General features: G+C 69.1%; 12 protein-coding genes. 2 read left to right on the forward strand and 10 right to left on the reverse strand.

Annotated elements, in window-relative coordinates; translation table 11 throughout:
• The first annotated feature begins 227 nt into the window (after positions 1–227).
• Both AB0B91_RS26380 and AB0B91_RS26385 read left to right on the forward strand, forming a co-directional pair.
• Positions 228–1,334 (forward strand): cytochrome P450, encoded by a 1,107-nt coding sequence (locus AB0B91_RS26380; RefSeq protein WP_358324663.1) that lies wholly within the window; start codon positions 228–230, stop codon positions 1,332–1,334.
• A gap of 84 nt (positions 1,335–1,418) precedes the next feature.
• Positions 1,419–2,609, forward strand: a complete 1,191-nt coding sequence (locus AB0B91_RS26385) for an MFS transporter (protein ID WP_358324666.1) — start codon at positions 1,419–1,421, stop codon at positions 2,607–2,609.
• A 204-nt stretch (positions 2,610–2,813) separates the two neighbouring features.
• On the opposite strand, the gene AB0B91_RS26390 is transcribed toward AB0B91_RS26385, so the two are convergent.
• The 10 genes from AB0B91_RS26390 to AB0B91_RS26435 form a co-directional block, all read right to left on the reverse strand.
• Positions 2,814–4,709 carry a DEAD/DEAH box helicase gene (locus AB0B91_RS26390; RefSeq protein WP_358324669.1) on the reverse strand — a complete coding sequence of 632 codons (1,896 nt, stop codon included), beginning with the start codon at positions 4,707–4,709 and terminating at the stop codon, positions 2,814–2,816.
• A gap of 314 nt (positions 4,710–5,023) precedes the next feature.
• Positions 5,024–5,383 carry a metal-sulfur cluster assembly factor gene (locus AB0B91_RS26395; RefSeq protein WP_214636283.1) on the reverse strand — a complete coding sequence of 120 codons (360 nt, stop codon included), beginning with the start codon at positions 5,381–5,383 and terminating at the stop codon, positions 5,024–5,026.
• Positions 5,380–5,820 carry a Fe-S cluster assembly sulfur transfer protein SufU gene (gene sufU, locus AB0B91_RS26400; protein WP_219528548.1) on the reverse strand — a complete coding sequence of 147 codons (441 nt, stop codon included), beginning with the start codon at positions 5,818–5,820 and terminating at the stop codon, positions 5,380–5,382. Before sufU ends, AB0B91_RS26395 begins: the two co-directional genes overlap by 4 nt.
• A 2-nt stretch (positions 5,821–5,822) precedes the next feature.
• Positions 5,823–7,085 (reverse strand): cysteine desulfurase, encoded by a 1,263-nt coding sequence (locus AB0B91_RS26405; RefSeq protein WP_358324673.1) that lies wholly within the window; start codon positions 7,083–7,085, stop codon positions 5,823–5,825.
• Positions 7,082–7,828 carry a Fe-S cluster assembly ATPase SufC gene (gene sufC / locus AB0B91_RS26410; RefSeq protein WP_358324676.1) on the reverse strand — a complete coding sequence of 249 codons (747 nt, stop codon included), beginning with the start codon at positions 7,826–7,828 and terminating at the stop codon, positions 7,082–7,084. Before sufC ends, AB0B91_RS26405 begins: the two co-directional genes overlap by 4 nt.
• 5 nt (positions 7,829–7,833) lie before the next feature.
• Complete coding sequence (locus AB0B91_RS26415) at positions 7,834–8,151, reverse strand: non-heme iron oxygenase ferredoxin subunit (protein WP_214636280.1); 318 nt, start codon at positions 8,149–8,151, stop codon at positions 7,834–7,836.
• Positions 8,148–9,272, reverse strand: coding sequence for a Fe-S cluster assembly protein SufD (gene sufD, locus AB0B91_RS26420; protein WP_358324678.1), 1,125 nt, complete (start codon positions 9,270–9,272; stop codon positions 8,148–8,150). The genes AB0B91_RS26415 and sufD overlap by 4 nt, the downstream gene beginning before the upstream one ends.
• A complete protein-coding gene (gene sufB, locus AB0B91_RS26425) occupies positions 9,272–10,684 on the reverse strand; it encodes a Fe-S cluster assembly protein SufB (RefSeq protein WP_358324681.1) in 1,413 nt (470 codons plus the stop codon). The genes sufD and sufB overlap by 1 nt, the downstream gene beginning before the upstream one ends.
• Entirely contained in the window at positions 10,681–11,394 is a 714-nt protein-coding gene (locus AB0B91_RS26430) for a metalloregulator ArsR/SmtB family transcription factor (protein WP_358324683.1), read from the reverse strand. The genes sufB and AB0B91_RS26430 overlap by 4 nt, the downstream gene beginning before the upstream one ends.
• Positions 11,395–11,485: 91 nt before the next feature.
• The gene (locus AB0B91_RS26435) at positions 11,486–12,709 is read right to left on the reverse strand and encodes a multidrug effflux MFS transporter (RefSeq protein ID WP_358324686.1); all 1,224 of its coding nucleotides are present in this window, start codon (positions 12,707–12,709) and stop codon (positions 11,486–11,488) included.
• Positions 12,710–12,786 lie beyond the last annotated feature (77 nt).

The following is a 12,786-nucleotide window of genomic DNA, read 5'->3' on the forward strand; positions in this document are numbered from 1 at the left end:
GGCAGGCGTGCGTGACAAGCCTAGTCTGCGCGCGCGGGTCACCGCCCCGCCGTCCGCCACGCGAGACGACCGGGCGACTATAGCGCACTGTTGACTCCCACATCTTACTCATCTATTGTCACACGAGCTAAATAAGGCAATTGGCGCAGTTTTTAGCGGTATATGGAGACTTGGTGTCGACGGAAAGTCCCTTTCCACATTCGCTCCGTGTCCTACTAAAACCGGAAATGCGACGCAATCCAGCTCCCGTCTATGCCGCCTGGCGGGAAACGGACCCGTTCTTCTGGTACGGCGAACTCGGCACCTGGGTGCTCACCCGATATGCCGATTGCGCCGCCGTACTCAAGGGTCTGGATCGCTTCACCTCCGACTGGCGGCGGCTCGGCGAGCGAACGCCCGACGAGCTGGTCATGTTGCAGACCGTCGATCCACCCGACCACCCGCCCGTGCGGCGACTGCTCACCGCCGCCTACCGGGCCCAGGACCATGCGGTGCTGGCCGGACGCACCTCGGAGCGGGTACGGCGGCGCCTGGCCGGGCTGGCGGGAACCGAGTTCGACTTCGTCCACGAATTGGCCATCCCGCTGACCGTGGAGACCATCTGCGAGGTGCTGGGAGTCGATCCCCCGGATCTCGACTGGCTCAACCGTGTTTCCCCGCCCGTCATCGACACCATGGACGGCGGACTGCGCCCCGAGGTGATACCGGCGGGCATGGCCGCGCGGGCCGAACTCGATGAGTTAATAGAACATTGGATGGCCGACCATCATCCGGGCGGCATGTTGGCGTTTATCAGTGATCGTACCCATGAAGCCGACCGCCGCCTGGTGCTGAATTCACTCCGATCGACCTTCCACGCCGGCTTCGAATCCTCTGCCCGGTTGCTGACACTCTCTCTCCTCGCCTTGACCGATAATCCTGGCAGCCTCCTCGAATTCTCCAAAAATCCTGATTTAGCGGTTGAAGAGTTGATTCGCTACACCAGTCAGGTTCAGGTGCTCGCCCGCGGCTGCCTGGCCGACACCGAAGTCGGCGGCAGAAAGGTCCGCGAAGGAGAGGGCGTGACGCTGATCATCGGGGCCGCCAACCGCGACCCGGCCGTCTTTCCCGACCCCGACGTCCTGCGGCTGGGCCGTTCCCCCAATCCCCACCTCGGCTTCGGCCGCGGCCTGCACGCCTGCCTGGGCGCCGGTGTCGCCGCGATGCAGACCAGGGCGCTGTTCACGGAGCTCGCCCGCGGCTACCCCGCCGTCCGGCCGCGCGCCGAGCCGGTGATGTGGGACAGCGGCACCCTGCGAGGAGTTCGGACTCTGCCCGTCGACCTGGGGAGGTGATCCGACATGCGGTACGCCTACTGACCGACTGGTCGCCGTGGCCCGGGCCGGCCACGGCGACCGGCATCACCTGGGGGGGACTCGATGAACCAGCCTGCGGCCGCCCGAGCCCGGTACCGTGACGCACTGGCCGTGCCCGAGTTCCGGGCGATCTTCCTGTCGCACGTCATCTGCATGCTGGGCACGATCGTGACCCAGTTCGCCCTGACCGTGCTGGTCTATCGCCAGACCCGCTCGCCCTTCCTGGCCGCGCTGGTGTTCACCGTCGCGTTCGTCCCCTATCTGTTCGGTGGCGTGCTGCTGTCGGCGCTGGCCGACCGGATGGCCATCCGGCGCCTGCTGGTGGGCTGCAACCTGACGACGGCCGCGCTGGCCGCGGCGATGGCGTCGCCCGGCTCGCCCGTCGGCGTCGTGCTGGTGCTGGCGTTCGGGATGGGACTGGTGGCCCCGGTCTTCGCGGGCGCGCGGGCGGCGCTGCTGCCGCGCATCCTCGACGGCGACGCCTACATCGCGGGGCGCAGCCTGTTCCGGCTGGTGGCGCAGGGTGCGCAGGTGGGTGGGTTCGCTCTCGGCGGGCTGCTGCTCATCGCGCTGACACCACGCGCCGCGCTCCTTCTGAACACGGGCGCCTTCCTGACCTCGGCGGCGCTGCTGGCCGCGGGGGTCAAGTCCCGTCCCGCCGTCACCTCGGCCACGTCGCTCTCGCTCGTCCGTGACTCGCTGGCGGGGCTGGGGAAGGTCTTCCGGCTGGTACCGCTGCGCCGCGTGCTCGTGTTCGGCTGGGCCGTCCCCGCCATCGGGGTGACGCCCGAGGCGCTGGCGGCGCCGTACGCCCAGCTGGCCGGATTCGGGACCGTGGGGCTGGGGCTGCTCATGTCGGCGCTGCCGGTCGGCACGGTGCTGGGTGAGGTGCTGTGCCTGTGGATCCCTTCGCCCGCCCGCCGCCTGCGGCTCATCGTGCCGCTGGCGCTGCTGATGTTCCTGCCGCAGCTCGCCTTCGGCCTGCGTCCCGGGCTGCCGCTCGCGGTGGGGCTGCTGGTGCTGTCGGGCATGGGGCTGGCCCACCACCTGGGGCTGGACCAGCTCCTCATGGACGCGGCCCCGGAGCCGGTGGTGGGCAGGGCGCTGAGCATTCAGACGGCGGGACTGATGTTCTGGCAGGGCATCGGCTTCGCCGTGGCGGGCTCGGCCGCCCAGTGGGTCGCGCCGCCGATGGTCATCACGGCCGGTGCGGTAGTGGGGCTCGCCGTGGTGGCGCTGCTCAGGCCCCGCTGACCGCCACCCTCCTCCCGCTCTCCCGGGCACGCGGGATACCGCTCACCGGGCTCGCGTCGGCTTCCAGCCTGGAGGCCCTGGGAGCACGGCAGCTGTCCCCCTGAGCACAGCGAAAACGGCGCTGCCCGCCGTACCCCCGCAAAAGGGGTACGGCGGGCAGCGCCGTGTGCTGGTCAGCGGTGGGTCACCGGTGACCCGCCGGTGTCAGCGGTCGAAGCGGCGGGCGGTGCCGCTGCGGAAACCGCCGTTGCCACGGTCGTCGGAGCGGTAGCCGCCCCGCGAAGCGCCACGGTCGTCGGAACGCACGGGGCGGTCGTCGGAACGCACGGGCCGGTCGCGGTCGGCCGTGAACGGCCGGCCACGGTCGCCGCTGGGGGCGCGGGTGCCACGGTCGTCGGAGCGGAAGCCGCCGCCCTGACCACGGTCGTCGGAACGGTATCCGCCCTGACGGTCGTTCGAACGGTAGCCGCCGCCCTGACGGTCGTCGGAGCGGGGGCCGCTCTGACGGTCGTCGGAACGGTAGCCGCCGCCACGCGGGGCGTCCGCGCGGGGGGCGCGGTCGTCCGAGCGGAAGCCGCCGCCACGCGGGCCACGGTCACCGCCGCGGTAGCCGCCGGCCTGGCCACGGTCGTCGCCGGTCGTGCGGGGCTCCGGCGAGCCGCCCTCGGCGTGCCGGCGCGGGTAGCGGTCGTCACCGTCGTGGCGACGGGGACGCCGGTCGTCGCCCGCGACGAAAGGACGCTGACCGTCCTCGTGGCGGCGCGGACGGCGCTCGCCGTCGAACTCGCGGCGCGGACGGCGGCCGCGACGGTCGGAGCCGCTGTGGCCGCCTTCGCGGCGGGGGCGCAGCGGCTTGCGGACGTCGGGCTCCCAGACGGGGACGGGCTCGCCGCTCGGGACGCGGGCGCCGGTCACCTCGGACAGGCGCGGGTTGCCCGGCTCGGCCTTGAGGCGGAACGGGTGGATCCCGGCCCTGCGGGTGAGCTGGTCGGTCGAGCGGCGCTCGCTCGGCAGCACCAGCGTGACGACGGTGCCCTTCTCACCCGCGCGGGCCGTGCGGCCACCGCGGTGCAGGTAGCTCTTGTGGTCCTGCGGCGGGTCGACGTGCAGCACGAGGCTGATGTTGTCGACGTGGATGCCGCGCGCCGCCACGTCGGTGCAGACCAGCACGTTGACGGAGCCCTCGCGGAACTCGGCCAGGATGCGGGTGCGCTGGTTCTGGCGCTTGCCGCCGTGCAGGCCGCCCGACTTGATGCCGACGCGGGCCAGCTGCTTGCACAGCCGGTCGACGCCGTGCTGGGTGCGGACGAAGATGATCGTACGGCCCTCGCGGTTGGCGATCTCCGCGGTGACGTCGAACTTGTCGTCGCGGGTCACCTGGATCACGTGGTGCTCCATGAGCTCGACCGGGGAGGTCGCCGGCGCCACGGAGTGCGTGATCGGGTCCTTGAGGAAGCGCCGCACCAGCTTGTCGACGTCGCCGTCGAGCGTGGCGGAGAACAGCAGCCGCTGCCCGTCGGCCGGGGTCTGCGCGAGCAGCTCGGTGACGACGGGGAAGAAGCCGAGGTCGCACATGTGGTCGGCCTCGTCGAGGACGCTGACCTCGATGTCGCCCAGCGAGCACTCGCCCTGCCGGATGAGGTCGCCCAGGCGGCCGGGGGTGGCGATGACGACGTCGACGCCGCGGCGCAGCGCCTCGATCTGCTTGCCCATCGACATGCCGCCGACGATGACCTTCATGCGCAGGCCGAGGCCCCGGCCGAGCGGCTCAAGGGCATCGTGCACCTGGAGCGCGAGCTCACGGGTGGGCACGAGGATCATCGCGCGGGGGCGGCCCGGGGTGGGCCGGACGCCGGAGATGCGGGCCATGAGGGGCAGGCCGAAAGCGAGGGTCTTGCCGGAGCCGGTCTGGCCGCGGCCGAGCACGTTGGCGCCGGTGAGGACGTCGGGGATCGTCGCGCTCTGGATGGGGAACGGGCTGGCTATGCCCTGCTTGGCCAGTCCGGTGATGAGCGGCTTCGGCAGGCCGAGCAGCTCGAATTCGGACGGACCCGGCTCGGGGGTGTTCTCGTTGAGCTCGGGCAGGACAGCGTCAAGCATGGTCACGAACTTCGTGCCTTTCAGTCAGAGTGGCGCGTCACTTCTGCGAAAAGGACGAGCCGGGACGTACGGCAGAGCCGTACTTCATTGCGAGGCGCGGATGGTCGGCATCCGCTGGGTGGGGACTGGCCCGGAGGACGGGCCGTCTACGCGCACCCATTTGCCGGCCGCAGGCGGCGTGAAACGCACTTTGGTGCGTTAGGTGCACGTGTTGCCAACACGGGGAAGACACCATGTATTCCCCGAGTATCTGAGTTATCAGACTTCGGCAGGCTGAAGTGGCTGACACCAAGATGTCAGCCCTACAGCAATGATCAGACGTTGAAGCCTAGCATACGAAGCTGCTCGCGCCCTTCGTCAGTGATCTTGTCCGGTCCCCACGGCGGGAGCCAGACCCAATTGATCTTAACATCGGAAACCATGCCCTCGAGCGCGGAATGCGCCTGATCCTCGATGACATCGGTCAGCGGGCAGGCCGCGCTGGTCAGCGTCATGTCGATGGTGGCCACCGGCCGGCCGCCCTCGGCGGGGTCGAGGTTGAGCCCGTAGATCAGGCCCAGGTCGACGACGTTGATGCCGAGCTCGGGGTCGACGACGTCCTTGAGCGCCTCCATGACCTCGTCGACGGTGGCCTCACCATCGAACCCGGTCGGCGTCTCCACCGGCTTGCTCATCGCGCAGCACTCCTCACAACAGCGTCCTTGTAGGCCATCCACGACAGCAGCGCGCACTTGACGCGCGCCGGGAACTTGGCCACGCCCGCGAACGCCACCGCGTCGCCGAGCACGTCCTCGTCGGCCTCCACCTTGCCCCGGCCCTGCATGAGGCGGGTGAACTCGTCGACCACGGACAGCGTGTCCTCGACCGTCGAGCCGGTGGTCAGCTCGTGCAACACCGAGGCGGCGGCCTGGCTGATCGAACAGCCCTGCCCGTCGTAGGAGACGTCCTCGATCTTGCCGGCGTCGCCCAACTTGACCCGGAGCGTGATCTCGTCGCCGCACGTGGGGTTCACGTGGTGAACCTCGGCGTCGTACGGGTCACGCAGCCCCCGCCCCTGCGGGTGCTTGTAGTGTTCCAGGATCAGTTCCTGGTACATCGACTCGCCGATCATGGCTATGCGAACACCTTCTGAACATGATGGAGGCCGCGGACCAGGGCGTCGATCTCGCCCGTGGTGTTGTACAGGTAGAACGACGCCCGAGTGGTCGCCGGTATTCCGAACCGCAGGTGGAGGGGCCGGGCGCAGTGGTGCCCGACGCGTACCGCGATGCCGAAGTCGTCGTCGAGCAGCTGGCCGACGTCGTGCGGGTGGATGCCGCCGAGCGTGAACGACAGGGTGGCGCCCCGCTGGTCGAGCGAGTCGGGCCCGATCAGGCGCAGCGTGGGCACCTCGCGCAGCGCGTCGAGCGCGTAGGCCGTCAGGCCGCGCTCGTGCGCCTCGATGGCCTCCATGCCGATGCCGGTCAGGTAGTCGACGGCCGCGCCGAGACCGATGGCCTCGACGATCGGCGGAGTGCCCGCCTCGAACTTGTGCGGCACCGGCGCGTACGTCGAGTGGTCCATCCAGACCGCCTCGATCATCTCGCCGCCGCCCAGGAACGGGGGCATGGCGTCGAGCAGCTCGGCCTTGCCCCAGAGCACCCCGATGCCCGAGGGACCGACCATCTTGTGGCCGGTGAAGGCGACGAAGTCGACACCCAGCTCGGCCATGTTCACGGCGTGGTGCGGGACCGACTGGGAGGCGTCGAGCAGCACCAGCGCGCCCACCTCGCGGGCCCGGCGCAGCACGTCGGCCACCGGGTTGATGGTGCCGAGCACGTTGGACTGATGCGCGATCGACACGATCTTCGTGCGCTCAGTGATCAGTCCTGAAATATCCGAAATATCGAGGCGACCGTCGTCCGTGACACCGAACCACTTGAGCGTCGCGCCGGTGCGCTGCACCAGGAACTGCCACGGCACGATGTTGGAGTGGTGCTCCATCTCGGAGATGACGATCTCGTCGCCGGGGCCGAGGGTGAAGCGGGGGTCGGTGTTGGCCGGGTTGCCGAAGGAGTAGGCGACCAGGTTGAGCGCCTCGGAGGCGTTCTTGGTGAAGATCACCTCGTCGCGCGACGGGGCGCCGATGAACTCGGCCACCTTGTCACGCGCGCTCTCGTAGGCCTCGGTCGACTCCGCGCCGAGCACGTGCATGGCGCGCCCGACGTTGCTGTAGTGCATCGCCAGGTGCTCGCGCATGGTCTCGACGACCGCGGTGGGCTTCTGGGAGGAGTTGCCCGAGTCGAGATAGACGAGCGGACGCCCGCCGGGCAGCTCGCGGGAGAGAACCGGGAAGTCCTTCCTGATCCTCTCCACGTCCAAGCTGGTGGAAGTCATACAGATGCCTTCGTGTACTGCTCGTAGCCCTCGGCCTCGAGCTTGTCGGCCAGCTCCGGCCCGCCCTCCTCCACGATCTTGCCAGCGGCGAAGACGTGCACGAAGTCGGGCTTCACGTACCGCAGGATGCGGGTGTAGTGCGTGATCAGCAGGACGCCCGTGTCGCCCGAGGCGCGGAAGCGGTTGATGCCCTCGGACACCACGCGCAGCGCGTCGACGTCGAGCCCGGAGTCGGTCTCGTCGAGCACCGCGATCTTCGGCTTGAGCAGCTCCAGCTGGAGGATCTCGTGGCGCTTCTTCTCACCGCCGGAGAAGCCCTCGTTGAGGTTGCGCTGGGCGAACGCGCCGTCGATCTGCAACGCGTCCATGCCGCTCTTGAGGTCCTTGGCGAACTGGCGCAGCTTGGGCGCCTCGCCGCTGACCGAGGTGACCGCGGTGCGCAGGAAGTTGGAGACCGACACGCCGGGGACCTCGACCGGGTACTGCATGGCCAGGAACAGGCCGGCGCGGGCCCGCTCGTCGACCGTCAGCTCCAGCAGATTGACGCCGTCGAGCAGCACCTCGCCGCCGGTGATGGTGTATTTCGGGTGGCCGGCGATGGCGTAGGCGAGGGTGGACTTGCCGGAGCCGTTGGGCCCCATGATGGCGTGGGTCTTCCCCGACTGCACGGTGAGGTTGACGCCGCGCAGGATTTCCTTGTCCTCGACGGCGACCTTCAGGTCACGGATCTCAAGGGTGGACATGTGTTTTATGACTCCTTCGAGAGCGAGACGAGGACGTCGTCGCCGTCGATCTGGACTGTGTAGACGTTCACGGGTCTGGTGGCGGGCGGCCCGGTGGGTTTGCCGGAGCGGACGTCGAAGCACGAGCCGTGCAACCAGCATTCGAGTGTGCCGTCGTAGACCTCCCCCTCGCTGAGCTTCACCTCGGCGTGGGAGCAGACGTCGTGCAGGGCGAACACCTCGCCGCCCTTGCGGACCAGCGCGACCGGGGTCTCCCCCACCTCCACGCCGATCACTCCGCCGTCGGGGATGTCCTCGACCTTGCACACCTTCTCAAGACTCATCGCGCGAGCTCCGCCTCCACCGCGTTCAGGACGCGATCGCGGATCTCCGCCACCTGGATCTTCTCGATGAGCTGACCGAGGAAGCCCTTGATGACCAGGCGCCGGGCCTCGTCGAAGGGGATGCCGCGGGCCTGCAGGTAGAAGATGTGCTCGTCGTCGAGGCGCCCGGAGGCGCTGGCGTGGCCGGCGCCGGCCACCTCGCCGGTGAGGATCTCCAGGTTGGGCACCGAGTCGGCGCGGGCGCCGTCGGTGAGGATCAGGTTGCGGTTGAGTTCGTAGGTGTCGGTGCCCTCGGCCTCGACCCTGATGATCACATCGCCGATCCACACGGCGTGCGCGTCCTCGCCCTGCAGAGCGCCGCGGTAGTCGACGTTGCTCTTGCAGTGGGGCTGCGAGTGGTCGACCAGGAGGCGGTGCTCCAGGTGCTGGCCCGCGTCGGCGAAGTAGACGCCGGACAGGTCGGCGTCGCCGCCCGGGCCGATGTAGGACACGCTCGGCGACAGGCGCACCAGGTCGCCGCCCAGGGTCACCACGAAGCCCTTGAACGTGGCGTCCTTGGCGAGCTGGGCGTGGTGGTGGGAGACGTGCACGGCGTCGTCGTCCCAGTCCTGCAGGCTGACGACCTTGAGCGTGGCGCCGTCGCCGACGACGAACTCGATGTTGTCGGCGTAGACCGCGCTGCCCTGGTGCTCGATGACGACCACGGCCTCGGCCAGCGGCTCCAGCACGACCACGATGTGGCCGTAGCTGACCCCGTCGCTGCCGCCGCCGCGCAGCTCGATGCGGATCTCCTCGCCGGGCACCGTCTCCTTGGGCACGGTCACGACCAGCGCCTTCTCGAAGGCGTTGTAGGCCTGCGCGCTGACGCGGTCGGCCGGCACGTACGCCTTGCCGATGCGCGCGTCCTCGCGCCCGACCCACTCGGCGGCGACGCCCGCCGGGGTATAGACCTGGGTGAGCACCCGCCCGGTGATCTCCGCCTTGCCGCTGTGCAGGCCCTTCAGGCGGGACAGCGGCGTGAAGCGCCACGCCTCTTCGCGCCCCGTCGGGACCTCGAAGTCGTCCAGGTCGTAGGACGCCTTCTCGTGCAGGGTCGACAAGGGCTTCTCGGTCAGGCCCATCAGCCGACGGCTCCTTCCATCTGCAGCTCGATGAGGCGGTTCAGTTCGAGGGCGTACTCCATGGGGAGCTCGCGCGCGATCGGCTCGACGAAGCCGCGCACGATCATCGCCATCGCCTCGTCCTCGCCCAGACCGCGGCTCATGAGGTAGAACAGCTGGTCCTCGCTCACCTTGGAGACCGTGGCCTCGTGACCCATCGAGACGTCGTCCTCGCGGACGTCGACGTAGGGGTAGGTGTCGGAGCGGCTGATCTGGTCGACCAGGAGCGCGTCGCACTTGACCGTGCTGGCGCTGCCGTGAGCGCCCTCCTCGATCTGGACGAGACCGCGGTAGGAGGTGCGGCCGCCGCCGCGCGCCACCGACTTGGAGATGACGGTGGAGCTCGTGTGCGGAGCCAGGTGCACCATCTTGGAGCCGGCGTCCTGGTGCTGGCCCTCGCCCGCGAAGGCGACGCTCAGCGTCTCACCCTTGGCGTGCTCGCCCATCAGGTAGACGGCCGGGTACTTCATGGTGACCTTGGAGCCGATGTTGCCGTCGATCCACTCCATGGTCGCGCCCTCGTAGGCGACGGCGCGCTTGGTGACCAGGTTGTAGACGTTGTTGGACCAGTTCTGGATGGTCGTGTAACGGCAGCGGGCGTTCTTCTTCACGATGATCTCGACGACCGCGGAGTGCAGCGAGTCGGAGGAGTAGATCGGCGCGGTGCAGCCCTCGACGTAGTGGACGTAGCTGCCCTCGTCGACGATGATCAGCGTCCGCTCGAACTGACCCATGTTCTCGGTGTTGATCCGGAAGTAGGCCTGCAGCGGGATCTCGACCTCGACGTTCGGCGGCACGTAGATGAACGAGCCACCGGACCACACGGAGGTGTTGAGCGCGGCGAACTTGTTGTCGCCGACCGGGATGACCGAGCCGAAGTACTCCTTGAAGAGCTCCTCGTGCTCCCTCAGGCCCGTGTCGGTGTCGACGAAGATGACGCCCTTCTCCTCGAGGTCCTCACGGATCTTGTGATAGACGACCTCGGATTCGTACTGGGCGGCGACACCGGCGATGAGGCGCTGCTTCTCCGCCTCGGGGATGCCGAGCTTGTCATAGGTGTTCTTGATGTCGTCGGGCAGCTCGTCCCAGGAAGCGGCCTGCTTCTCGGTCGAGCGCACGAAGTACTTGATGTTGTCGAAGTCGATGCCCGTGAGGTCGGAACCCCAGGTGGGCAGGGGCTTCTTGCCGAACAGGCGGAGGCCCTTCAGGCGAAGGTCGAGCATCCACTCCGGCTCGTTCTTGAGCGCGGAGATGTTGCGGACGACCTCCTCGGACAGGCCGCGCTTGGCCACCGCCCCTGCGGCATCCGAGTCGGACCAGCCGAACTTGTAATTCCCGAGGCCTTCCAGCTCCGGGCGGTCGGTGACAGTCACCTTCCGGTCTCCTTGCTTTTGTCGCTATGGGTGGCCCTGCTCGTTGCAAGGCCCAGCGCGTGCGGGCTCACATGGGTGGTGCAGACCCCGTCGCCGTGCGCGATCGTGGCCAGGCGCTGCACCGGGGTGCCGAGCAGTTGCGCGAACGCCTCCGTCTCGGCCTCACACAGCTGCGGGAACTCCGCCGCCACGTGCGCCACCGGGCAGTGGTGCTGGCAGAGCTGGTCGCCGCCCGACTTGGCCTTGGTGGCCGAGGCGGCGTACCCCTCCGCCGACAGCGCCTGCGCCAGCACTTGTACGCGCTGGTCGGCCGGCACCGTCAGCATGACCGGCTCCAGTCGTCGCATCAGGCTGGACACCTGCGAGCGGGCGAAGTCGGTCACTGCTTTGTCGCCCACGCGCTCGGCCAGGAAACGCAATACGCTGTTGGCCAGGTCGTCATAGGCGTGCTCGAAAGCACTGCGCCCCGCGTCGGTGATGGCGAACAGCTTGGCCGGTCGCCCTCGTCCGCGCTGTCCGCGCGGACGCACCGTACGAGGCTCGATCATCCCGTCAGCCAGCAGCGCGTCAAGATGACGGCGGACGGCGGCGGGCGTGAGCCCGAGCCGCTCGCCCAGCGCGACCGCCGCGACAGGACCGTGCTCAAGGATCAGCCGAGCGACCCGGGCGCGGGTGCCGCGCTCGTTTCCTGGCTCGATTGACGTGGGCACGTTTTTCACAACATCAGTGTGCCGTAATTCCTTCCCGCTTCACAAATGGATCCTGAAAGACGAGGAATGGAATTTCTCACGCAGGGTAGGCTTACCTAACTCGGCCGATGACCAGGAAGGTCACCGCAGAGCAGGCGATGAGCGCCAGCATCACCGAGGCCATCGGCACTGCCGTGGCCGCCCCCACCAGCCCGACCAGCGGCGCGGCCAGGGCGCCCAGCGCGAACTGGAGCACACCGAGCAGGGCGGAGGCACTGCCCGCGATCTGCTGCGGCTGGCTGGCCAGGGCCAGCGCTCCGGTGCCCGGAAGCACCAGGCCCTGGCCGCACATGATAACGAACAGCGCGGCGACGATGCCCGCCAGGCCCAGCCCGAGGACGGCGGCGGCCAGCAGCAGCGCCGCGCCGGCCAGGGCCACGCACAGGCCGGCGACCACCAGGCGGGCCGGCGCCACCCGTCCCGAGAGCCGCCCGCCGACCTGGGCCATGAGGGTCAGGCCGAGCGCGTTGAGCCCGAAGATGAGCGAATACTGCTGCGGTGTGGCGTGGTACACCTCCTGCAGCACGAACGGCGAGCCGGAGATGTAGCCGAACATGGCGGCGAAGGCCAGCCCCGCGGTCAGCGCGCCGCCCATGAACGAGCGGTCGCGCAGCAGCCGCCAGAAGATGCGCACGGTGTGCTTGAGGCCGCCGCTCTCCCGCTGGTGGGCGGGCAGCGTCTCGCGGACCCCGCCGAGCATGGCCACGAGCAGCACGATCCCGGCGATGCTCAGCGCGACGAAGACGCCGCGCCAGGAGGTGAAGGCGAGCAGTTGCGCGCCCAGGATCGGGGCCAGGATCGGCGCGAGGCCGCTGACGAGCATGAGCGTGGCGAAGATGCGCGCGATGGCGGCGCCGTCGTAGAGGTCGCGGACGACGGCCCGGACGATGACCAGGGCCGCGCCGCCGAGGATGCCCTGCAGCAGGCGGAACAGGATGAGCACGGGCACCGAGGGGGCGAAGGCGCACAGCAGCGAGGCGAGCGCGTACCCGGCCACGCCCACGATCAGCGGCAACCGCCGGCCGCGCACATCGCTCACCGGTCCGGCGACCACCTGGCCGACGGAGACGCCGATGAGACAGGCGGTCAGCGTCAGCTGTACCTGCGCGGGGGTGCTGAGCAGTTCGCCGGTGATGGCGGGCAGCGCGGGCAGGTACATGTCGATCGAGAGCGGGCCGATGGCCGACAGCGCTCCCAGGACGAGCAGCAGGAGTCCGCGGCGCTTCTCCTTGACGACAGGTGACGTGATGACTGGCGTGGCTTCTGCCACGGACATGCGTGAACCCCTCTCCCTCGCAGGCGTGTGACCCACGAGGGCCGAGGGGTTCAACCAAGATCCGGTCTGCCAGATTC

It is taken from the genome of Nonomuraea sp. NPDC049141, assembly GCF_040648415.1.
Taxonomy (GTDB): domain Bacteria; phylum Actinomycetota; class Actinomycetes; order Streptosporangiales; family Streptosporangiaceae; genus Nonomuraea.